Origin of the sequence: Sorangium sp. So ce302, from assembly GCF_051530145.1 — a bacterium.
Lineage (GTDB): Bacteria > Myxococcota_A > Polyangia > Polyangiales > Polyangiaceae > Sorangium > Sorangium cellulosum_B.
The window spans coordinates 722,162-744,943 of record NZ_CP150326.1 but is presented as its reverse complement, the minus strand read 5'-3'; the positions used below and the strand labels follow the sequence as shown (position 1 = coordinate 744,943).

Below are 22,782 nucleotides of genomic sequence, written 5' to 3'. Positions count from 1 at the left end.
CGGGGCCGCGGAGGGCCCTTGCTTTCCTAAGTCGATGACGGGAGCGCTCCTCGCGCCGTCGCTAGTGGTCGCACTCCCCGCCGATCATGTTGAGGGAGCCGAAGGTCGGCACGACGTCGGGGATCATCAGCCCGGTGATGAGCTGGGAGAGCCCCTGCGTCGTGGCGAAGCACGGCGGGCGGATGCGCACGCGGTACGGCGTGCCGCTGCCGTCGGACACCAGGTAGAAGCCGAGCTCGCCGTTGCCGGCCTCGGTGTACGAGTAGCACTCGCCCGCGGGCACCTTGATGCCCTCCATGACGATCTTGAAGTGCTGGATGGTCGCCTCGATGGTCGTGTAGACCTCCTCCTTCGGCGGCAGCACGATGCGCGGATCGTCGATGTTGACGGGCCCCTCGTCGGGCATCTGCTCGAGCGCCTGCTCGATGATCCTCCCCGCCTGGCGGATCTCCTCCTGGCGGCACATGAACCGATCGTAGTTGTCGCCCCGCGTGCCGACCGGCACGTCGAAGTCGAAGCGGTCGTAGACCATGTACGGGTTCGCCCGGCGCACGTCGTAGGGCACGCCGGTCGCCCGGAGCACGATGCCGGTCCAGCCGAGCGCGAGCGCGTCCTCCTGCGAGATCTGCCCGACGCCGTCGAGGCGGTCGAGGAAGATGCGGTTCTTGAGGATGAGCTTCTCGGCGTCGTTCACGAGCGCGAGCACGCGCGCGAGGCCCACGCGGACCATCGCCTTGAAGTCGGCCGTGGGCGGCCGCGCCATGCCGCCGACGCGGCCGAAGCTGTGCGTCAGGCGCGCCCCCGTCTCCTCCTCGAAGATCTCCCAGAAGATCTCGCGCGCGCGGCACAGGTAGAGGAACGGCGTGAAGGCGCCGAGCTCCATGGCCATGGCGCCGCTGCAGATCATGTGATCGCAGATGCGCGCCAGCTCGCCGAGGATCACGCGGTAGTACTGGCAGCGCTCGGGCACCGTGACGCCGAGCATCTTCTCGACCGCCAGCGCGAAGCCGACGTTGTTGAGCATCGGCGAGACGTAGTTGAGCCGGTCGACGTACGGGAAGACCTGCGACCACGTGCCGCGCTCGCACATCTTCTCGAAGCCGCGGTGCAGGTAGCCGATCTGCACGTCGGCCTTGTTGATCGTCTCACCGGACAGCTCGAGCACGATGCGCACCGTGCCGTGCATCGCCGGGTGGGACGGCCCCATGTTGAGGAGCATCGGCTCGCTCGGTAGGTCGAGCTCGGCCTCGTCCAGCTCGCGATCCAGGGGTTCCATGGGTCAGCTCCGCTCCTCCAGCGCGCCCGCGCGCTTGCCGTTGCTCACGGCCTCGTCTCCGTCGATCGACGCCCCAGGGCCGTGCAGCGCGAAGTCGTGCGACTGGCGGCCGAAGCTCATGCCCTCGTCGGGGCCGAACGGCGGCAGCTTGCCGGTGTTCGGCACGTCCCGGAACGGGATGAGCGGCTGGATGCGGTCGGCCGGGTAGTCCTTGCGCAGGGGGTGCCCCTCGAACTCCGGGTACATCAGGATGCGCCGGAGATCCGGGTGCCCCTTGAAGACGATGCCGAGCAGGTCGTAGCACTCGCGCTCGAACCAGTTCGCGCCCTTCCACACCGGGACGATCGAGTCGATCTCGGCGCCGTTGCCCTCCTCGTCGCCGACGCGCGCCTTGATCCGGACGCGGTGGTTGCGCTCGAGCGACCGCAGGTGGCAGACCACCTCGAAGCGGGGCACGTCGCCGCGCCAGAGGTAGTCGACCGCGGTCAGGTCGACGAACATGTTCATCAGGGTCCGCGGGTCGTTGCGGAGGAACAGGGCGGCGTCGCGCCACACGGCGGGATCGAGCACCGCCGTGTCGTCGCCGAACTGCGAGTGCGTCTCCAGGACGGCGCCCGGGAACTGCGCCGTGAGGAGCTCTAGGACCTTCTTGCTCATGGCAGGCTCCGCTCCTTGCGCTGGAGGGTGACGAGGTGCTCCGTCGTCTGCGCCGGATCCTCGCGCGGCTTGACGATCGCCGGCGTGCGATCGCCGCGCGCGATCTTGTCCTGGAGCAGCATGAGGCCGTCGAGCACCGCCTCGGGGCGCGGCGGACAGCCGGGCACGTAGACGTCGCAGGGGATGACCTTGTCGATGCCGGCGACGGTCGTGTAGTTGTCGTAGAAGCCGCCGCACGAGGCGCACGTGCCGAAGGCGAGCACCCACTTCGGGTCCGCCATCTGCTCGTAGATGCGGCGGAGCGCCGGCGCCTGGCGCTGGCTGATGGTCCCCACCACCCAGAGCAGGTCGGCCTGGCGCGGCGAGAAGCGCGGCACCTCGGCGCCGAACCGCGCCATGTCGAAGCGCGGGCTCGCCATCGCCATGTACTCCATGCCGCAGCACGCCGTCACGAACGGGTACTGGAACAGCGAGTACTTCTTCGCCCAGTTCAGCAGCGCGTCCACGCGCGTGGTCGCGAAGCCGTGCTCGGAGCCCTCCATCACCCGCGTCGAGGGCCCACCGGCCTTCACTTCTCCCATTCCAGAGCTCCCTTCTTCCACACGTACACGAGCGCCACGACGAGCAGCGCGACGAACGAGCTCATCGTCGCGAGGCCCGTCCACCCGAGGGTCCGGAACTGGACCGACCACGGGTAGATGAGCACCGCCTCGATGTCGAACACGACAAAGAGGATCGCCGTCAGGTAGAACTTCACGCTCGGCTTGACGAACCGCCCGCCCGTCGAGTCGCTGCCGCACTCGTACGGCATCATCTTCTCGGGCGTCGGGTTCTTCGGGCCGAGCAGCGACGTCAGCGTGAACATCGCGAGCGCGATGATCGCGGCGACGAGAAACAGCAGGAACAGGGGGATGTAGGTGGCCATCGAGAGAGCACTCCTACGCGTCGACCCCTGGAGGGGTCGACCATCTCGCCGAGGCGCGCGGCGTCTCGGGGCGAGACCTCGGGGCCCACGGCCCCGAACCATGCAGTCCAAAAAGGTGAGAGCGACGCGGCGATGCTGCCTGAAGCAGCAAAAATCCGAGCGATCCCGGCTTAATCCGCGCCGGATCTAGTCGGCCGCCGCGGGGGTGTCAATGGAGGCGGTCGGCCAACCGGTGGGCAAGCTGCGAGCTACCGGGGGGCCGCAAGTCTAGGAGCGGTTCGCGGCCAGGACCAGCCCTCGCCACGCGGTGAGCGCCGTCCCCAGGCTGGCCTCGATCTCCCGGATCTCCTCCACCATGTCGGCGTCCGCCACGCCCACGCTCCGCGCCTCGCGGACGCAGGCGAGGGCGGCGACGAACTTCTTGCGCTGCACGAACGCCCGCGCGAGCAGCGGCCAGATCTGCTTCGGCGGGGCGCCAAGGTTGGCGGCGCGCCGGAGGGGGCCGATGGCCTCGCCGGCCCGGCCGTCGTCGAGCATGGCCTCGCCCAGCCGGCGGAAGATGTCGCCGGCCGCGGCCCCGTCGTGCGCATACTGGACGGCGAGGCGCATGACCTCCTCGCCCTGGTGCTCCTCGCCGAGCTTGACGCACGCGGTGCCGAGGAGGCCAAGGCCCTTGGCGATCAGGCTGCGGGCGTCCGGCGTGAGCATCTGCCCCTCGGGCGTGCGCAGGAAGATCGCGAGCGGGGCCGGCCAGGTGCCGAGCAGCTGGATCACCTTCGGGAAGTCGCCGCGCTGCGAGGCGACCTCGGCCTCGGCGACCTTCGTGAGATCGATGGCGGAGCGCGCGCCGGCCGAGGCGCGCTCGAGCTCGTCGCGCACGTGCGAGCGGATGCGGGCGCGGAACTCGTTGAGCTCGTGGGTCTCCTCGATGCCGTCGCGCAGGAGGAGGAGGCGCGAGGTCTTCCCCTCGACGGCGAGCTTGCGGAGGCTGTAGCCGTAGAGCGGGGCGAGCAGCAGGTAGCGGACGCCGATGTGGAGCTGGATGCCCTCGAGGTCGGTGTCCCGCTCGGGCGCGGGCGGCGTCGTGTCCTCCGTGAGGAGGGCGCCGACGAGGCGGTGGCGGAAGTCCGCGAGCGTGAGCCGCTGGACGTCGCCGTCGATGTCCTCCTCGCCCGGCGGCGCGATAACGAAGTCGACCAGGGTGTTGTCCGGGTTGCGGCGGTCGACGGTGAGCGCCGTGATGCGGGCGCCCGTAATCATCGAGAAGGCAAAGAACGCCTCGCCCACGATCTCGCAGAGCGCCTGGAAGCTGCCGATACCGTCGCCTATGCGCTCGAACCAGCCGTCGGTCCGAACGGCATCGAGGGAGAACACGCGTTCCTTTGGCATGGTTCGACCCGGATCACAGGGGCGCGTCCCGGACGACGGGCGCAAGTCCCAAGGGGGCCGAGACTCGCACGGGCGGGCGCCGCTCTCAAGAAAACTCCTAGGGCGTGCGCGTCGACACGTCGCCCGCGTCGCTCACCGACGAGAGCGCTGGCCGCCTTCCATGGCTCCCTATCGTTCCATGCCGCTCCACCTGCCCCCACGCGCGCCGATCCGCGCCCCCCTCCCCGGCCCGTGACCCACGAGCCCCGGCCGGGCCCGTCGCGACGGCCGACCCGCCACAGCAGCGGTGCCGCCCCGCTCCCGCGCCCCTCTGCCCGCTGGCCGACGGGTCGCCGAGCGGGCGCGCCCCGCTCAAGGGATCTTTGCGATGTTGAGGGTGAGGTTGCCGGAGGCGGAACGCCGGCTGTCGCCGATGATCGTGATCACCTGCCCTTCGGTGAGGGTCACGGCCACGCGCGAGCTGACCCTGTCCGTGTTGTCGTTGCACGCGAGCTCGGGGCCGGAGCAGCTGTCACCGTCGTGCACGTGAAGGACGGTGTCGAAGTTCGACGACAGCGTGTCGACCACGTAGGTCCCGTTTGCCGGCGCGGTGAAGCGGTAGACCCTGTCGTTGCCGCTCGACGGGACGCAGCTCGGTGTGGCCGAGTCCGGCTGGTACAGGGTGGAGCCCGTCGTCGTCTGCGGGACCGTCGAGCCGAGATCGACGGGGTTCCCGCAGATGCCGTCCCCCTGGAACAGGCTGATGTTGAGCTTGAACGCGCCCGTGGCCTCGGGTTTGGCGCCATCGACCACGACGACGGTCTCCTGCCCCGCGGCGAGCGGCACCACGATCCGCGACTGGACGCCCGTGGCGTTGTCGTTGCAGCCGAGCACCGCGCCGCCGCACGTGCCGGCGTGCACGTGGACGACCGTGTCGAAGCTCGATCCGAACGTATCGAAGACGTACAATCCGTCGGCCGGCGCCGTGAAGCTGTACGCCCTGTCTTCGCCGCCGGGCATGCCGCACGGCGCGCTCACGTAGTCGCCAGCGCCGACGGTCGTCCCCTGCACGGTCTGCGGGACGACCGACTCCAGCGCGTTCTCCGGGCACGGGGGGCCCGGGGTGCCGCTCACGTTGAGCGTGTACGCGCCGTGCTTCCCGGACGCGCCGTCCACGACCACAACCGCCGTCTGCCCCTCCGCGAGGGGCGTGGACACCCGCGATCGGTACGACAAGCCCTCCGCGTCGTCGCTGCACCCCAGCGAGGCGCCCGTGCAGCTGCCGTCGTGAACGTGGAGCACCGTGTCGAAGGTCGAGCCGAGCGTATCGAATGTATACCGGCCGGCGATGGGCGCCGTGAAGCTGTAGCTGACCTCGGGGGAATTCCCCGTGGCGCAGGCCGGCGGGGGCTGGAGGACGCCGTCGAGGCCTGACGTGTGGCCCGTGACCGTCTGCGGGTAGGTGGAGCCGAGATCCACCATGGGGCACGCGGGCGGAGCCCACGCGGCGACGTTCAGCGTATAGGGCCCACGCGCGCCCTCGAAGCCGTCGATCACCGCCACGACCTTCTGGCCGGCGCTGAGCTCCACCGTGGCGCGCGACTGCGACCCTTCTCCTGAGTCGTCGGAGCAGGTGAGCACGTCGCCATCACACGCGCCGTCGTGCAGCTCCAGGATCGTATTGAACCCGGAGCCGAAGGTATCGAATACATACTTCCCGGCCGCCGGCGCCGTGAAGATGTAGCTCGCGTCGGGGCTGTCTGCGCCTCCGCACGTCGGCCTGATCGCGTCGCCGAAGTGCTCGGTGTTGCCGGTGACGGTCGTCGGGAGCGCAGCGTCGATCGCCCACCCTGGGCACTTCGGCGGATCGGCCCTCGCCATGTTGAGCGTGAAATCACCTTCCCCTCCGTCGAAGCCGGTCACCACGATGAGGACCTGCTGGCCCGCCTCGAGGACCGCGCGGACCCTCGATTGGGCGACCCCGGTGGCAATGTCATCGTTGCAGGCGAGCTGAGCGCAGGTGGTCGATCCCAGCACCCCGATGGCCGTATCGAAGGTGGACCCGACGGTATCCAGCGTGTATGTCCCCGCCACGGACGGCGTGAAGCGGTAGACCCGCTCCGACGAGCCGGCGGCCACGCACGCGAGATCGTAGTTCGTCTCGCCGCTGATGGTGGTCCCCGTGATCGTCTGCGGGAACGTGTTGCCGAGCTCATCATACGTCCCGAGGACGCAGGTGCAGGCGCCTGCCTGGCATAACGCCCCTCGCTCGCACGCGACGCCGCAGGCGCCGCAGTGGAGCTGGCTCGTCTGCAGATCGGCGCACGCGCCATCACACGCCGCGAGACCGGCCGGGCAGGTGCAGACGCCGTCGACGCACAGCTGGGCAGGCGCGCAGCTGGATTCACACTCGCCGCAGTTGCGCCTGTCGCTCAGCACATCCACGCAGGCGCCGTCGCACTCCGTGAGATCGCCCGCGCACGCGCAGGAGCCGTCCGCGCAGACGTGCCCCTCCGCGCACTCGACGTCGCAATCGCCGCAGTTCCGCAGGTCGGTCTGGAGGTTCACGCATCTGCCTGAGCAGTCGGTCTGGCCTTCTCCGCACTCCTCCCCGCCCCCGACGCCGGCCCCTATACCGCCGCCGCCCTCACCGCCGCCCCCGCTGCAGCGGCCCTTCACGCAGAGCTGCCCCTCCTCGCAGGCGTCGCCGCACGCGCCGCAGTGCTCGGCGTTCGCCTGGAGCTCGACGCACTCTCCATTGCACCGCGACAGCCCGTCAGGGCACTCGCTCGACGCGTCGGGGCTCTCCGCGCAGGACGCCGCGAGGACGACCCCCGCAGCCAGGAGCAGCGCGGCGGACGACAGGGCGGGCCTGGGGCGCGATCCGGATCTGTTCATAGCCATCCTTGGGGGGTGCGTGGCCGCTCGAGGCGAGCGGATAACGAGGCGAGCGGATAACGAGGCGCGCGCCAGGATACGCCTACGGCCGGCGCATCCGCAACCGGCGGGGGTGCTCGGCTGGCGGCGCGCAGGTCGAGCCGCGGCCCGGACCGCGCTCGCCGCGCCGCGCCGCGGAGAGGCGCCCTCGCGGGCTCGACGCGACAGACACCGTCGCCAGGCAGGCCAGGGCACCTCCAGCGCGGACTCAGAGCTTGGCGATCTTCAGCGTGAAGTCGCCGGACGCTCCATTATACCCGTCGACGACCACGGTGATGGTCTGGTTGGGGGCGAGCTCGATCTGTACCCTCGACGCTTGTGAGCTCGTCAGATCGTCGTTGCATTGTAGCTCGGTGCCGGCGCAGCCACGCGTGTGGACGTGAAGGACGGTGTTGAACGACGAACCGATCGTGTCGATGACATAGGTGCCGCGGATCGGGGCGGTGTAGGTGAACACCGTCTCCGGAGAGGACACGGACGCCGCGGACACGCATTTCGGCCTCACCGCGTCGGGCTGGCCGCGCGTGGTGCCGGTCCTGGTGATCGACAGCGGCGATCCGAGGTGGATCGCCGTCGCGCAGGTCCCCGGGCCGGTGAACCGGTCCACCTGGAGCACGTAGTCGCCGGAGCTCGTGCCGAGGCCGTCGACGACGACGAGGACGGTTTGATTGGCGGCCAGGCGGAGGGCGACACGCGACTGCTGACCGTCCGTGTTGTCGTTGCACCCGAGCGACGTCCCCGTACAGCTCTCCTCCAAGATCTGGAGTATCGTGTCGAAGCTCGATCCGAACGTATCGAAGATGTAGAGCCCGTCCTCCGGCGCGGTGAAGCGGTAGATCATGTCTGGAGCATTCGACGAGGAGCCGCAGGCCGGGCGAACGGACTCGGGCCGCTCCGCGGTGCTCCCTGTCACGAGCTGCGGGACGACGGAGCCGAGATCGATCGCCGTCGAGCAGGTGCCGCCGCCGGAGAACGGCGCAATGCTGAGCGTGAAATCGCCCGACGCGCCCGCGGCGCTGCCGTCCACGAGGAGGACGATCGTTTGCCCCTCGGCGAGCTCCAGCGTCAGCCGCGACTGCTCGCTTCCCGGCGCGTCGTCGCTGCACGCGAGCTCGGCCCCGGTGCAGCTGCCGTCGAGGACGGAGAGGACCGTGTCGAGGCTCGATCCGAACGTATCGGCGATGTAGGTGCCGGCCGCGGGCGCGGTGAAGCGGTAGGTCACCTCGCCGGCGCCGGCGCCGCAGCTCGGGCGCAGGACGTCGGCCACATCCGCGGTGGTCCCCGTCACTGTCTGAGGCACCGTCGAGCCGAGATCGATCAGCGGGCAAGGGAGGACGAAGGTCTGGCTCACGTTGAGCTGGAAGGCGCCGGAGGCGACTGGAGCGTAGCCGTCCACGACGACGGAGATGGTCTCTCCCTCGCGGAGCATCACCTCCACCTGCGATTGCGTGCCAGAGGCGTCGTCGTTGCACGCGACGCTCTCGCCGCTGCATGTCCCCTTGTGGACGTGCAGGACCGTGTCGAAGGAGGAGCCGAAGGTATCGAAGGTGTAGAGTGCGGTCGCCGGCGCGGTGAAGGCATAGGTGGCCTCGGGGCCGCTGTCTCTGGTGCAGGGCGACGGGACGGCGCTCACGCGATCCGGGATAGCCGTGGTGCCCGTCACCGTCTGCGGAAACGTGGCGTCGAGCGTGAGCTCCGGACATGGAGGCGGCACGTACTCGGAGACGTTGAGCGTGAATGGCCCGGATCCGCCGTCGACGCCGTCGACGACCGCGACGACCGTCTGGCCCTCGGCGAGGTTCGCGACGAGGCGCGACGTCTTGGCTCCCATGGCGTTGTCGTTGCAAGAGATCACCGTCCCGGAGCAGGACCCCCTGCGCAGCTCGAGGACGGTATCGAACGTGGATCCGGACGTGTCGAAGACGTACCCGCCAGCGCGCGGCGCGGTGAAGCTATAGCTCGCGTCGGAGGTGTCGATTGAACCGCAACGCGTCGAGACGGCGTCGCCGAGCCCCCAGGTGTCCCCGGTGATGCTCAGCGGGAGAGCCGTCGCGAGGGTGTCGAGCGGGCACACCGGCGGCGCCATCCGGTCGAGGTGAAGGGCGAAGTCGCCTTGCGCGCCGTCGTAGCCCGAGACGACGACGAGGACGCTCTGCCCTTCCTCGAGGGCCACCGAGGCGCTGCCCGTCGCGGCTCCCCCGCGATCGTCGTTGCAGGCGAGCTCCTCGCAGGCGTCGAAGTCCAGGACGCCGATGGCGGTGTCGTAGCTCGACCCGGCGGTGTCGAACTTGTACCTGCCGGCCTCCTCCGCCGTGAACCTGTAGACGAACTGGGTCGAGCCGACTCCCATGCAGGCGAGCGGGAAATAGGTCTCCGCGCCGACCGTGGTGCCCGTCAGGAGCCGAGGGACCGTCGAGCCGATGTCCTCGTAGTCGCCGGCGGCGCAGGCGCACGCGCCCTCCCGGCAGAACAGCCCCGGGGCGCACGCCGCGCCGCACGCGCCGCAATGCGCCGGGTCGACGGCCAGATCGACGCACCTGCCGCCGCAGACCGCGAAGCCCTCGTCGCAGACGCACGCCCCCTCCACGCACGTCTCGTGGAGGGGGCAGCGGGCCTCGCAGGTCCCGCAATGCAGCGGATCGCTCTTCACGTCCACGCAGCCGCCGCCGCACGCGGTGAAGCCGGAGGCGCAGCGGCAGGCGCCGCCCTCGCACCGCTGTTCGGCCGCGCATTCCTGGCCGCAGCCCCCGCAATGGGCGGCGTCGGTGGCGAGGTCGACGCAGCCGCCGCTGCACGCCACGAGGCCGGAGGCGCACAGCTCGCCGCCCGCCCCGCCCCCGCCGACGCACACGCCCGCCTCGCACCGCGTCCCGCTCGCGCAGACGCCCTCGCAGCCGCCGCAGTGGTCCGGATCGGCCTGCGTGTCGAAGCACGCTCCCCCGCACGGCGTGAGGCCGTCACCACACGGCGCGGCGGCCGGGTCCTCCGCGCAGGACGCGGCGAGGGCGGCAAGGGCGACAAGCGCCACGACCGTCAGCCAGAGCGCCATCGACGACGGCTCGAATCTGGCGCGCAATCCGGGGTGACTCATGAACATCCTTCGGCGGACAGGCCGGCCACCGCGTGGCTCCGAGAGATCCGGCGCCGAGGATACGCCTCTTCGCTTTCGCTCTGCAATCGTCGATCACCGCACTTCCACACGCGCGCGATCGACCTCCACGGGCGTCAGGCGGCCGGGAGATCCGGCATCGGAGCGGTCTCGTCGGATGTCGGCAGACGCGCCTGGATGGCCTCCAGCGCCACAGCGCCCGTCTCGGGCCCGGGCGCGTCTTCGGCCTGCAGATCGGGGCCGAGGAAACGAGCGATCGGCTCGAAGAGCTCGACGCCGGTATAGGCGCCGACGGCCAGATCGCCGTGACCGTAATCTTCCCGCGCTCCGAAGTCGCGCCCGAGCACGAGAAAGCGCTTCGGCGTCTCCGGGCGGTCGCGCCCCCATGCGTCGAACGCCGCGCGCACCGCCGAGGCGGGGGCTATCCTGTCGGCGCTGCCCGCGATGAACAGGGCCGGCGCCCCGACCGAGGCGAGGCCGTCCAGGACCCTCTCGCCGTCCACGCGGATCTCCCCGTCGCTCGCCATCCACGCGGCGAAGTCGGCGTTCAGCGCTGCAGGGATGTCTTCGATGCAGTTGACGAGCGCGAGCCGCGTGACGCCGGGAGGCACGTTGCGCGGGTTGGCCACGGCGTGATGGATCGGCGTCGGCAGCCACTCCGAGGCGAACGCGACGCTGCGTGCCATGAGGCGGAGCGGGACGCCCGGCAGCAGCCGGCCCGGCAGGAAGCGCATGAGGCGCACCGGCGTGGTGAGCCGGCCAGGCGAGCCGACGATGACGACGCGGCGGACCCGATCGCCGGCGACGCTCCGGCCAAGCGCCGCATAGAGGAGCATGCCCCCCATGGAGAAGCCGACATAATCCAGCGAACGGGCGCCTGTGCGCTCCAGGATCGCCTCGATGGCGCAGGGAAGATCGTACCGGACCATGGCGGAGAACCGGACGCTGCGGCGCTCGGCGCGGGTGAGGAGGCGGCCGCTGCGCAACGTCAGCAACCACACGTCGCGTCCGAGCGTGGCGAGGTGGCGAGCGAGCGAGTAATCGGGGTGGATGTCCTGGTTTCTGTGGTTCGCGGCGAGCCCGTGGACCAGCAGGATCGGCGGCAGGTCCGGCTGCGCCTCCGCGCCGTCCGGGCGCGGGACGCGGCGGATCTCGATCGGCGCGCCATCCTCGGTCCGCAGGACCTCTTCCACGCTGTACTCGAGCGGCAGCGTCAGCCGCTTGACCCAGTAAAGGAGGTGCGCCCACAGCCCGATCGCCGCCAGCACCGCGAGCGCCAGCGCCACCAGGAGCGTTGCCCCGAATGTCCAGACCATACGGTCAATCTACCTGCTGGCGCTGCTTCCGCATGCAGGCAACCTCGACATTCTTTTTCACCAGGATGGACGGAACACAGGCCAGTCGCTCGTCGAGGCCGCAATCCAGCTCGCTCGTCTGGATGATCATGAATCCATGGGAACAGCACGTTTCACGATCATCTCCTGCAGCGCGTGAAAAAGTCACACAGCGTTCCGGAAGCCACTCCACCCCATCGCGCCGGACAGCGCGTGGGGCGACTGCCCCTGGTGGAAACGCACGTTGGCAACGGCTCGTTTTCCCTGGGATTCGCGTCTCGCGGGGACATGACCATGTGCCCAGGCCTACCGCGACGCGAGATCGAGAGCTCCAGCACAGGCGTGCACAAAGGTTCCAGATCTACCAACCCGGAACGTGGCATGCGGATCGCAACACCCCAGGGCGAGGAGAGAGCTGGCAAGGGTCCCGTAAGCACCCGGGAAAGGGGGCACGGCAAGGAGAACGCCGCAGCAGAGCTCGGGGGGGCTCGGTTGCGGCGCTCTTCTTGCCGTACCGTCTGCCGGACGGCCGCGCTCATGCGCTTGCCGGAGACAAAATGAAAAAAGCGCCTCGCGGACCTGGGGGGGGAAGGTCTCCGCGACGGCGCTCGCGTGTCATTTTGCAGGCTCTGTGCCGCCCCACGCAGGATAGAATTTCAAACACTTACACCAAACACAACCAGCCACTGTTGCACGATTGCAAATCACAGTTGCAATCTGATTCAAATTCGAAGGCCTTCACGTTCTCGAACTGATCGGGGCTGTAGCTGTTCCGGACGGAAATCTGCCGTGCGGGGCGTGTTCACTCGTCCCAGTGGCGACAGACCGGCTTCACGCCGCATCCCTGGCAGCGGACCGGATCGCGCCGCGACGGGCATTGCTGGAGCATGCCGAGGTGGCAGAGGGCGAAGTCGTACTTGACCGGGTCGGCTGGATCGAAGCCGCGGAGGGCCGCGGTGATCTCCTCTGCCGTCTTCCAGGTGGCGCCCCTGCGATCGGTGAGCCCGATGTTGTAGCCGAGCTTCTCGATGTGCGTGTCGACCGGGATGAGGAGGGCCGACGGGGGCACCGGCCACAGGCCGAGGTCCACGCCGTCCGCAGGGCGGATCATCCACCGCAGCAGGAGCATGAGCCGCTTGGCGGCGCTGCCCTTCTCGGGATCGGGGAGGATGTGCGCGGCTCCGCGGTCGTCCGGACGCCGGTCGAGGCCGCCGGCGCGTCGGATCGCCCGCACCCAGGCCCCGAGCGCCTGGCGCAGGTCGCCGGTGCGCGAGAGCTCGGCCGCAAAGGCGGCGCCGAGCGAGCCCGAGGCCCGCTGCACCCGCCGCGCGCCGACGATCAGCCCGACGAGGTCGCGATCGCGGTAGATCCGGTGGCGGAAGCCGCGCAGCCGCGCCGAGACGGCCCGGGCGTCGTCGGCGGTGAGGGCGATCTCCGGCCCGAGGCGATCGAGCGCCTCGCCGATCTTGGCGTGCAGCGCCTTCACGTTGCCGAAGGCGAGCGACGCGGCGATGAGCGCCACGAGCTCCTGATCGGCCGGGTCCGTGTAGCGATGGACGAAGGAGACCGGGTCTCGCGCGCGGCGCTCCTCGACGGCGCACCGCGCGCGCACCCCGTCGAGCGCCGCCTTGACCGCGGCGTCCGTCCGCTGCTGAGGCGCCGCCTTGACCGCGGCGTCCGTCCGCTGCTGAGGCGCCGCCTTGACCGCGGCGTCCGTCCGCTGCTGAGGCGCCGCCTTGACCGCGGCGTCCCTCCGCCGGGGCGCCGCCTCGCCGCTCCCGCGCGCCCTCACGGCGACCCCGCGTCCGGCGCCGGATCGGTCACGACCGGCTCGGCGTTCGCGGCGCGCTCTTGCGCCTCCCGGTCGTGCTCCAGCGCGGGGAGCGACACGACGAACGCGCTGCCGCGCCCGTCATCGGTGAGCGGGCTCTCGACCCGCACAGCGCCGCCATGGCTCTCGGCGATGTGCTTCACGAGCGCGAGCCCGATCCCGCTGCCGCGCACCTGCCGCTCGCTCGCCCGCCGCCCGCGCGCGAAGCGCTCGAAGATGTGCTTCTGCTCGTCAGGATCGATGCCCGGCCCGCGGTCGCTCACCCGGATGGTGACCTGCCTCGCCTGGCGCGTCAGCGCGGCGAGGCGCCCGCCGCCCCCGCCCTCGGCCTCCACCGCGACGGCGACGCGGCCGCCGTCCTTCGCGTACTTGAGCGCGTTGTCGAGCAGGTTCACGAGGGCGAGCTCGAGCGCGCGCGCATCGATCAGCGCCTCGGGCAGCCCCTCGGCGATCGTGAGCTCGACGGTCATCTCCTCGCGCTCGGCGCGGTAGCGGTACATGTCGACGGCGCGCGTCGCCACCTCGGCGACGCTCCCGCGCGCGAACTCGTAGGCGGCCTTGCCCCGCTCGACGCGGGCGAAATCGAGGACGTTCTCGATGAGCGCGGTGAGCCGCTCGCTCTCGCTCACGATGATCTGCAGGTACTGGCGGCGCTTCTCGTCGTTGGGGACGCGGCCGCCGAGGAGGAGCTCGCCGAACATGCGGACCAGCGAGAGCGGCGTCTTGAGCTCGTGGGACACGTTCGCGACGAAGTCGCTCTTCAGCGCCGCGAGCCGCCGCTCGTTCACGGAGGCGAGCACCACGATCGCGAGCCCGGCCAGCGCCACCAGGGCCGAGAAGCCGACCATCAGGATCTCGATCAGGCGCTGCCGCTCGACCTTCTCGCCGAGCTCCTCGGCCGTGGTGAGCGCCATCTGGAGGCGCCAGTTGTAGAGCGTGGTCGGGAAGGGGCGCCCGACGGTGAACTCGCCGCCGATGATGGGCGGGCCGAACACGATGCGGCCCTCCTCGTCGATGACGTTCATCCGGCTCTTCTCGCGATCGAGGTCGCGGAAGAGCCGGGGCATCACCTCGTGGACCAGGCGTGGCACCTCGTGCCACGCGACGATGAGGCACTTGCGCCCCACGTGCTCGCGCTGCCAGTAGCTCACGAGCAGGCTCTGCTGATCGATGACGTGGTGGAGGTGGCGCAGCTCGGTCGTGTCGCCGGCGAAGTTCATCTGCGGCAGGAGGCGGGCGAGCAGGAGCTTGCGGAAGGCGTCGTCCTCCCGCCCGGACGCGCCGCGCGAGGCGAACGCGAGCACGTCGTGCGCCTCGTTGTCCATGTCGAGGACCAGAATGGCGCGCACGGTCGGCGTCTCGCGGGCCGCCGTGGGGAGCCACCGCCGCGCGATGACCGAGAGGTTCGCCACGTCGACGTGCGCGGCGACGACGTTGTCCTGGGCGATGATCAGCTTGTCGAGCCGGTCGACGCGCTCGTCGGCGAGGGTGAGCGTCGCGTCGAAGACGGTCTGCTGCCGCGCCTTCTCGATCTGCAGCGTCGTGCGCAGGGCGATCCCGCCGAGCACGAGCACGGCGACGACGATGGCGGGGACGAGGGCGAAGTACGGGACGCGATGGCGCTTCCCAGCGGAGGGGAGGAGGTCCATCGCTCGGCTCCGCTAGCGGGCGGCCTTCTTCGCCCCCGCGGTCACGAGGCCGGGCTCGAGGACCACGCCGCGCGCCCCGACGAACTCGGCGAACTGCTGGCCGATGTAGGTGAGCGCGTTGCCGTCGCTCTCGGAGAACGGCTTGCCATCGAGCGGGTTTCCGATCTCGAGGAGGCCGAGGTAGCGGCCCGCGAGCTCGACAGGCGCGCAGATGACGCTCCGGAGCTCGACGCCGATCGCCTTCCACCGCTCGTCCATGACGCGCTCGTCCTTGGCCGCGTCGGGCACCACGACGGCGCGCCTCGACCGCATGGCGGCCAGCGGGAGCGGCGCCCGCTCGGACAGCCTGGCGAGGAGCGCGCTCTTGCCGCCGTACTGCCGGACGACCACGAACTCGCGCCGGTTGATGTCGAACAGCGACACGAGGCCGAGGGCGCACGGGATCTTGTCGAGCGTGAGCGCGAGGATGAAATCGGCGCCCGCGAGGGTGTCCTGGAGGAAATGCAGGTCGCTGCACGCCTCGAACAGCTCGGCGATGAGGTCGTCGCCGGAGAGGCGCCCGTTCTTCGGAGGGAAGGAGGAGCGCCGCCGCGGCGGCGCCGGCGTGGGGGCAGCGACATCGGGCGGCTCCGGGACGAGCTGGAGACGTGGCGGCGCCCCCTGCTGGTCGGCCGGCACGGCGAGCAGCACCACGTCGGCCGGCGGCGTGAGGGCTGGCCGCGGCAGGTCCGCAGAATACGCGGCGGCCGGCGGCGCCACGTCCGCAGGCGGCGCAACGGCCGGCGGCGCCACGTCCGCAGGCGGCGCGGCAGCCGGCGGCGCCACGTCCGCGGGCGGCGCAACGGCCGGCGGCGCCACGTCCGCAGGCGGCGCAACGGCCGCGGGGGGCGCGGCGTCTGCCGGCGGCGCGGCAACTGGCGGCGCTACGTCCGCAGGCGGCGCAACGGCCGGCGGCACGGCAACCGGCGGCGCCACGTCCGCAGGCGGCATGGCCGGCGGCGGTGCGGTGCCGCCGGTGCGCGGGCGGAACTGGATCTCGGGTTCGGCCGAGCGCCAGTCTTTCCAGGCGAGGGTCGCGAGGGGGCTGCGCTGAGGCCGGCCGTCGAAGACGTGATCGAACACGGCGATATGGATGAACTTGCCCGGTCGCGCGTCGTCGATGCGCTGCCGTGCGCGCTCGAGCCGATCGATCAGCAGCGCGCTGACGAGATCGCGCGGGGTGCCGGTCGCGACCGCATAGACGAACTCTCTGTACGTGAGCGGCGAGCGCTCGGACGGGTTCTCCTCGCGCTGTGAGATCAGCTGATACGGCGGCAGCTCCGCGGGCGCTCGCTCCGGCTCGGCGCCTCGCTCCTGCGGCGCATCCCGCCCCGGCGCCGCCTCCCCGCCTTTCGCCGGTTGCGCCTGGGCGCCCGCTGGCTCCGAGACGAGGAGCGCGGTCCCCATCGAGATGAACGGGACCGTGGGCGCGATCGGGCGCTTCCCTGCGACACGCCCCGCAGGCTCGGCCGGCTTTGGAGAAGCCGCCCCGGCCGGGGAGGCGCCCGCCGGCGTGTCGGTCCCGTCCGTCAGCGCCGCGTCGTCCGGGGCGCGCTGCACGACGTACCGCACGCGCGTCGCCGGATCGATCGCTCGGTAGCCGCTCTCCAGCAGATCCACCGAGAAATTGTTGAGCGGGCCCCCATCGCCGCGGAGCGCCCGGGCCTTCTGCAGCGCGGGCTGCCACTGCGGGGCCTCGACGCACACCTTCCTGCTCGGCGGAGCGTTCTGGCCTAACGACGAGATCTCGACGAACCAACGCATCGTTTGCGGTTCCAATCCGCGCGGGCGCTGACTGGGTGGCGCGCTCTGGCGCGAAGATCGTTCTACTCGACGCGCGCGAGAGGGGTCAACGCGCAGGCCGCACGGGAGCGCGCAGAGAGCGCGCGGACCCCTTTGGAGGATGGCGCGAAATCTTCTCAACCGGGACCGGCAAGGAGAATCGGGCCTGTCCTGAAATCACGCCGCCCGCGCCGCGAGTCGCCGCGGACGAACCCGTTCGTCCACTGAACGGCCGCCGGGTATCCCCGCGGGAGCAGGAGGTCACCCGCTGTCGAGCCGCGCGCGCCATGGAGCGCGCGGTGAATGGGTGGGGCTACCCCGCGCCGCTCTTCTCCAGGCGATCGCCGTCCTGCGCGCAAGCGGGATACCCGGCGTACATCCGATGCAGGCCGGGGGACGATCCGTGATGCGCAACTCTGCATTTCGCTTCGTGCGCAGCTCGACCCCTGCAAGGGGGTCCGCCCACGCTCGCTATCGGGTCCGCAGGATGATGTGGAAGCCGAACGGCGTCTCCACGACCCCGCTCAGCGCGCCGACAGCGACCTTCTCCACCGCCTGCTCGAACTCGGGCACCATCATCCCCTTCGAGAAGGTGCCGAGGTCGCCGCCGCGCGCCGCCGCCCCCGGCTCGTCGCTGTACTGGGCCGCGAGGTCCTCGAACCTCGCCCCCTGCTGCGCTCTCTTGAGCACCTGCTCGGCGAGCGCGCGCGCCTCGTCCCGCGTGCGAACGACGCGCGCCGGGGCCCGCCGTGACCCCGCATACATGATGAGGAGGTGCTTCGCCCCCATCTGGCCGGCCGTCGCAGGGGGCTGGGCCGGCGCCGGCTGCGCTGCTCCCGGCTGGGCCGGCACCGGTGGCGCTGCCCCCGGCTGGGCCGGCGCCGGCTGCGCTGCTCCCGGCTGGGCCGGCGCCGGTGGCGCTGCCCCCGGCTGGGCCGGCGCCGGCTGCGCTGCTCCCGGCTGGGCCGCGGGCTTGCCCGCGCCGTGAAGCGACTCCTTCGTGGGGGGATCGTGCGGCCCGAGCGCCCTGTCGACGAGCCGCTTGAAGTGCGCTGTCGGCTGCGCCCCGGCGAGAAAGTAGTCGTTGATGGCGAAGGACGGCGTGCCAGTGATGTGCAGGCGCTCGGCGAGCTTCCGGTCCGCCTCGACCGCCGCGCGGTGCGCTCCCGAGTCGAGCGCGGCGCCGAACTTCGCCACGTCGAGGCCGATCGCGGCCGCGTGGCGCTCGAGCGCCTCGCGGCCGAGCCCGTTCTCGGACGGGTCCTCCCACAGGCGCTGCGCCATCGCCCAGAAGCCGGCGTCGCCCTTCTGCCGGAACGCCTCGATCGACGCCTCGGCGGCGAGGGGGGCGCGCTTGTGGAAGGGGAGCGGCAGGTGCCTGAAGACGACGCGGACCTTGCCCGGATAGGCGGCGATGATCTCGTCGATCGTGGGCTGGACGCGCTTGCAGAACGGGCACTGGAAGTCGGCGAACATCTGGATCGTCACCTTCGCGCCGGGCTTCGCTCCCTTGCCGGGGTTGTCCTTGGTCGGCGCCGGGGCGAGGATCCGCTCGGGCGCGTTGCCAGCCCTCGCTTCCTTCTGCAGCGCGTCGTAGACCTTCGCGGGCGGCGTGCCCGCGGCCACGAGCTTCGCGGCCTGCGCGATCTGCTCATCGATGAGGGCCCCGAACTTCTCCGCCGGCTGGGCGCCGGCGAGACGCCTGCCGTTGATGAAGAAATGGGGTGTCCCCCTCGCCTGGAGGTCGTCGGCGAGGCGCTGATCGCGCTCGATGCGCGCCGCGTGGCGCCGCGCGGCGATGGCCCTCTGCGCGCGGGCCACGTCGAGGCCCAGGGACTTCGCGTGCGCCGCGAGGTCCGCGTCCTCGAGGCCCCCGGTCTTCAAGAGCTCGTACGCCTTCCAGAACGCCGCGTCGCCCTTCTGCGCCTTGGCCTCCAGCGCGAGCTCCGCGGCGGGCTCGGCCCGCTCGTGGAAGGGGAGCGGGTTGTGCTTGAAGACGACGCGCAGCTGAGCGCCGTACTTCGTTTCGAGGCCGTCGACGGTCGAGGCGGCCCTGCGGCAGAACGGGCACTCGAAGTCCGAGAACATGACCAGCGTGACCAGGGCGCCCGGGTTGCCCCGGATCGGCGATCCGTCGACAGGCACCTTCCACACGGTCGTGTCCTCGGGGGCCGGGGCCGTGGGCGGCGTCGGGGCCGGAGCGCGCGCCTTGTTCTGCTCGGACAGGGCCGCGTAGATGCGCTCCTGCGGGACGCCGGATCGCCGGAGATCCTCGGCCGCCCGGAGCTGCTCGTTGACGAGGGTCCGGAAGTCCTCGATGGGCCGCGCCCCGCTGACGAACACCCCGTTCACGAAGGTGGCTGGGGTGCCCCTGACGCCCGCGGCCTGGCCGGCCTCGACGTCCCGCTCGATCTTCGGCGCGTGCTGCTGCTGCTCGAAGGACGCGCGGAACGCCGCCCGATCGACGCCCGCCTCGGCAGCCCACGACGCGAACGACTCCGGCGCGAGCGAGCGCTGGTTGGCGAACGCGAGCCGATGGAACTTCCAGAACGCCTCGGGCCCGCCGAGCCGGAACACCGTCTGGGCCGCCAGGTGCGCCGGGCGCGCATTTTTGTGGAACGCGAGCGGGAAGTGCCTCCAGACGATGCGCAGCCGTTCGGGGCCGTAGGCCTGCTTCAGCTGCTCCAGCGTCGCCATGTGCCGGGAGGTGAAGGGGCACTCATAGTCGCCCCACACCACGAGAGTGACCGGCGCGAGCGGCTCGCCCCACCACGGATCCGCGCGGGTGACGGGCACGGCGGTGCCCGGCTCCGGCTCCGGCTCCGGCTCCGGCTCCGGCTCCGGCTCCGGCTCGGCCGCTACAGCAACGGTCGGCGCGGGAGCGGGGAGGACCACCGTCTTCGGCCGCTCGACCGCAGACGGGGGCACCGCGCCCGACGCGCAGGCAGCGAGAAAGCACCAGAGGAACTGCAGCAAGAACAGACGAGAAAACGGCGGTAGCGCAGGCATGAGCCCCCTCGAGTGTCGCGGTCCGTGGACGGGATCCTACACGGACGGCCACAGCTCAGGTCGCCCGGGCCGCGGCGAGCCATCGCTGCAGACGGGCGCACGACGGGAGCCCCGGCGAGCACAGACGGCGAGCGCCTGCCAAGAAACACCCGCAGATCCGTCCGCCAGCCATCCGACCAGCGAGGCAACGGAGAAAAAAAAGAGCGCCCGCTCGACGGCGGGGGGGGAGACCGTCACGGGCGCTCTGCACTGCTCATTGAGCAGGATGCGGGCCAGGAGCTTCCCTTCCGAGTTCGGGGACTTTCGTTAGTAAAATGGCTTGCCCATTTCAATCCTGAACAGCCGCTTGCAAACGTGCTGGGCAGAGCTGGCGGCCTCAGCCTTCGCGGGCGGGCTCCTCGGGTCAGGCTGCGTGAAAGTCGTGTAAAAGAGCCGCGTGTCACCGTCCAGCGCCGACCCTGGTTCCCCCTCGCCGCCCGGAAGCGCAGCGCCCCGACCGAGCAGCGCCTCCCACGACGGAACGGACGGAACCGAGACCGCGGCCTCCCGGGGCGCCGGTCCGGCGGTGCCACCCGGCTGGCTCGATCGCCTGGTCGCGGCCTGGCCGCGCGTCGATCCGGTCCTGTTCGCCGCCTACGCCGGCGCATGTGTCCTCTACGCCGCCGTCGCGTTCTACAGCGCGATGCACCAGCAGACGGGCGGCATGTGGTCGGCGCCGCTCGACGACGTCTTCATCCACTTCGATTACGCCCGCGCCACCGCGCGCGGGTACCCGTTCGAGTGGTCCGAGGGCAACGGCTTCTCGAGCGGGAACACGAGCCTGAGCTACCCGTTCGTCCTCGCCCTCGGCTATCTCGTCGGCTTCCGCGGCGTCCTGCTGATGCAGTGGGCGGCGATCGTCGCGTGCACCTCGACGCTCGGCTTCCTGCTCGTCGGCGCGCGGCTCCTCGAGCCCGTCGGGCGCTGGGCGAAGTACCTGCTGCCGCCCGTGGCGCTCTCCATCGGCGCGCTCGACTGGTCGCTGTTCAGCGGGATGGAGAACGCCTTCCACCTCGGCGTCTGGGCGCTCGCCACCCTCGCCGCGCTCTCGGTCGCCCGCGCGGCCGACGCGCCACGCGAGCCGACGGCGCAGGCGACGCGGACGACGCGGACGGCCGATGACACGCGCGCCGCGGCGCCGCCGAAGCGCCTCGCCCACCTCGGCTGGGCCGCCGGCCTCGCCGGCGCGCTCCTTTACGCCACCCGGCCGGAGTCGGTCGTCTGCGTGGCGGCGCTGAGCGTGTACGCGGCCATCGCCGTGAAGCGGGCCCACGGCGCGCGCGCGGCGATCGCGACCCTGCTCCGGACGTCGGTGCCCGGCGCGCTCGCGTGCCTCGCCCAGGCGGTCGCCAACCGCGTGTTCACCGGCGAATGGGCGGCGAGCGGCGCCATCGCCAAGCTGGCGCTGAACAACCCGTACATGACGTCCTCCGAGAAGTGGGACACCTACGAGTTCCTCGCGACGTACGTCGTCGCCCGCAACACCAACCACCACTTCTCGGACGCCCTCCCCTGGGGCTGGCTCGTGCCCGCCCTCGCGCTCATCCCCCTCGCCTCGCGCAGGACCCGCGGGGCCGCGGCGCTGCTCTGGATCCAGGTCGCCGGGTGGCTCGCGCTCGTGGCCCTGAACGGTCAGGTCCGCTGGCAGAACGAGCGCTACACCATGCCCGCGGTCGCCTGGCTGCTGGTGCTCGCGGCGATGGGGCTCGCGCTGCTCGTCGCGCGCGCCGCATGGGCCAACGGCGGCGAGCGCCGCCAGGAGCGGCCAGAGAGCGCCCCGGCCGGGATCAGAGCGCAGCTCGGGGCCCTCGGCGGCATCGCGGCCGCGGCCCGCGGCGGCGCCCTGGCGCGCGGCCTCTGGTGCGCGCGCGTCGCGCTCGCCCTCGCCGTGGCCGCGCTCTTCTGGGCCCACCAGCTGCCCAGGATGCGCGACCAGATCTGGTTCTTCGGCCGCGCCAGCCGCAACATCCGCGATCAGCACCTCGTCGCCGGCAAGCTCCTCGCCCAGCTCGACGTGCGCCGCGTCCTCGTCGGCGACGCGGGCGCGCTCCTCTACGCGTCGGACCGGCCCGGCCTCGACATCATCGGGCTCGGCGGCTACCACGATCTCCCGTTCGCCCGCGCGGGCGTCCACGGCCTGGGCGCCTCGCTGGAGCTCATCGAGCGCATCCCCGCCGACGACCGCCCCGACACGCTGGCCATCTACCCGGGCTGGTGGGGCGACCTCCCGGCCATCTTCGGCAGGCGGATCGCCGCGATCCCCGTCGTCGGCAACGTGATCTGCGGCGGCGCGGAGAAGGTCATCTACCAGGCCGACTGGAGCCCGCTCGCGCACGGCGAGGCGCCCGCGTCGATGCGCGAGGACGAGCGGGTCGTCGACGAGCTCGACGTCGCCGATCTCGTGAGCGAGCGGGAGCACGGCTACGCCTTCCCGCGGCCTCAGGCCGGCTTCGTCGGCTTCAGCGTCCTCCCGGATCCGCGCGGATCAGGGCATGATCGCTTCGACGCGGGGCGCGTCATCCCGGGCGGCAGGAGCGAGGCGGCCCGCCTTCACGCCCCCCGCGAGGGCCAGGGCAGGCTCGTGGTCCGCACCGCCGCGCCCCGCGCCGCCACGATCCGCGCGACGGCGGACGGCCGGGAGATCGGCCACCTCGCGCTCAAGAGGGGCGACGGCTGGACCGAGGCCTCGCTCGACCTCCCCGAGGGCTTGCCCGAGACGTTCACGCTCACGCTCACGCCGGTCGACGGGGAGTGGGTCGATCACCACGTCTGGATCCTCGATCGCCCCGCGCGCGGCGTCGGCGCGCGCCCGCTCGCCGGACAGTGA

At 71.4% G+C, this 22,782-nt stretch carries 14 protein-coding genes; 1 reads left to right on the top strand and 13 read right to left on the bottom strand.

Annotated elements, in window-relative coordinates; genetic code table 11:
• Nucleotides 1-61: 61 nt before the first annotated feature.
• The 13 genes from WME73_RS02840 to WME73_RS02780 form a co-directional block, all read right to left on the bottom strand.
• On the bottom strand, nt 62-1,276 hold the full coding sequence (locus tag WME73_RS02840; RefSeq protein ID WP_437744025.1) for an NADH-quinone oxidoreductase subunit D: 1,215 nt from the start codon (nt 1,274-1,276) through the stop codon (nt 62-64).
• A 3-nt stretch (nt 1,277-1,279) separates the two neighbouring features.
• Nucleotides 1,280-1,933: an NADH-quinone oxidoreductase subunit C gene (locus tag WME73_RS02835; protein WP_437744024.1), complete on the bottom strand. Its 654-nt coding sequence runs from the start codon at nt 1,931-1,933 to the stop codon at nt 1,280-1,282.
• Nucleotides 1,930-2,475: an NADH-quinone oxidoreductase subunit B gene (locus tag WME73_RS02830; protein WP_437301525.1), complete on the bottom strand. Its 546-nt coding sequence runs from the start codon at nt 2,473-2,475 to the stop codon at nt 1,930-1,932. The genes WME73_RS02835 and WME73_RS02830 overlap by 4 nt, the downstream gene beginning before the upstream one ends.
• A gap of 26 nt (nt 2,476-2,501) precedes the next feature.
• Entirely contained in the window at nt 2,502-2,858 is a 357-nt protein-coding gene (locus WME73_RS02825) for an NADH-quinone oxidoreductase subunit A (RefSeq protein WP_437744023.1), read from the bottom strand.
• A gap of 267 nt (nt 2,859-3,125) precedes the next feature.
• On the bottom strand, nt 3,126-4,247 hold the full coding sequence (locus WME73_RS02820) for a hypothetical protein (protein ID WP_437744022.1): 1,122 nt from the start codon (nt 4,245-4,247) through the stop codon (nt 3,126-3,128).
• Nucleotides 4,248-4,598: 351 nt separating this feature from the next.
• On the bottom strand, nt 4,599-7,124 hold the full coding sequence (locus tag WME73_RS02815; protein WP_437744021.1) for an MXAN_6577-like cysteine-rich protein: 2,526 nt from the start codon (nt 7,122-7,124) through the stop codon (nt 4,599-4,601).
• 247 nt (nt 7,125-7,371) lie between these two features.
• Complete coding sequence (locus tag WME73_RS02810) at nt 7,372-10,254, bottom strand: MXAN_6577-like cysteine-rich protein (RefSeq protein WP_437914648.1); 2,883 nt, start codon at nt 10,252-10,254, stop codon at nt 7,372-7,374.
• A 134-nt stretch (nt 10,255-10,388) separates the two neighbouring features.
• A complete protein-coding gene (locus WME73_RS02805; RefSeq protein ID WP_437914647.1) occupies nt 10,389-11,588 on the bottom strand; it encodes an alpha/beta fold hydrolase in 1,200 nt (399 codons plus the stop codon).
• 4 nt (nt 11,589-11,592) lie between these two features.
• Nucleotides 11,593-11,718 carry a hypothetical protein gene (locus tag WME73_RS02800; RefSeq protein ID WP_437744018.1) on the bottom strand — a complete coding sequence of 42 codons (126 nt, stop codon included), beginning with the start codon at nt 11,716-11,718 and terminating at the stop codon, nt 11,593-11,595.
• A gap of 690 nt (nt 11,719-12,408) precedes the next feature.
• The gene (locus WME73_RS02795; RefSeq protein WP_437914646.1) at nt 12,409-13,398 is read right to left on the bottom strand and encodes a TIGR02757 family protein; all 990 of its coding nucleotides are present in this window, start codon (nt 13,396-13,398) and stop codon (nt 12,409-12,411) included.
• Nucleotides 13,395-15,086, bottom strand: coding sequence for a sensor histidine kinase (locus tag WME73_RS02790; protein WP_437744016.1), 1,692 nt, complete (start codon nt 15,084-15,086; stop codon nt 13,395-13,397). The genes WME73_RS02795 and WME73_RS02790 overlap by 4 nt, the downstream gene beginning before the upstream one ends.
• A 12-nt stretch (nt 15,087-15,098) precedes the next feature.
• The gene (locus WME73_RS02785; protein WP_437914645.1) at nt 15,099-16,889 is read right to left on the bottom strand and encodes a GAF domain-containing protein; all 1,791 of its coding nucleotides are present in this window, start codon (nt 16,887-16,889) and stop codon (nt 15,099-15,101) included.
• A gap of 489 nt (nt 16,890-17,378) precedes the next feature.
• A complete protein-coding gene (locus WME73_RS02780) occupies nt 17,379-19,916 on the bottom strand; it encodes a thioredoxin domain-containing protein (protein ID WP_437914644.1) in 2,538 nt (845 codons plus the stop codon).
• Nucleotides 19,917-20,481: 565 nt separating this feature from the next.
• Between WME73_RS02780 and WME73_RS02775 the strand changes: the two genes are divergently transcribed.
• A complete protein-coding gene (locus tag WME73_RS02775; RefSeq protein ID WP_437744013.1) occupies nt 20,482-22,782 on the top strand; it encodes a hypothetical protein in 2,301 nt (766 codons plus the stop codon).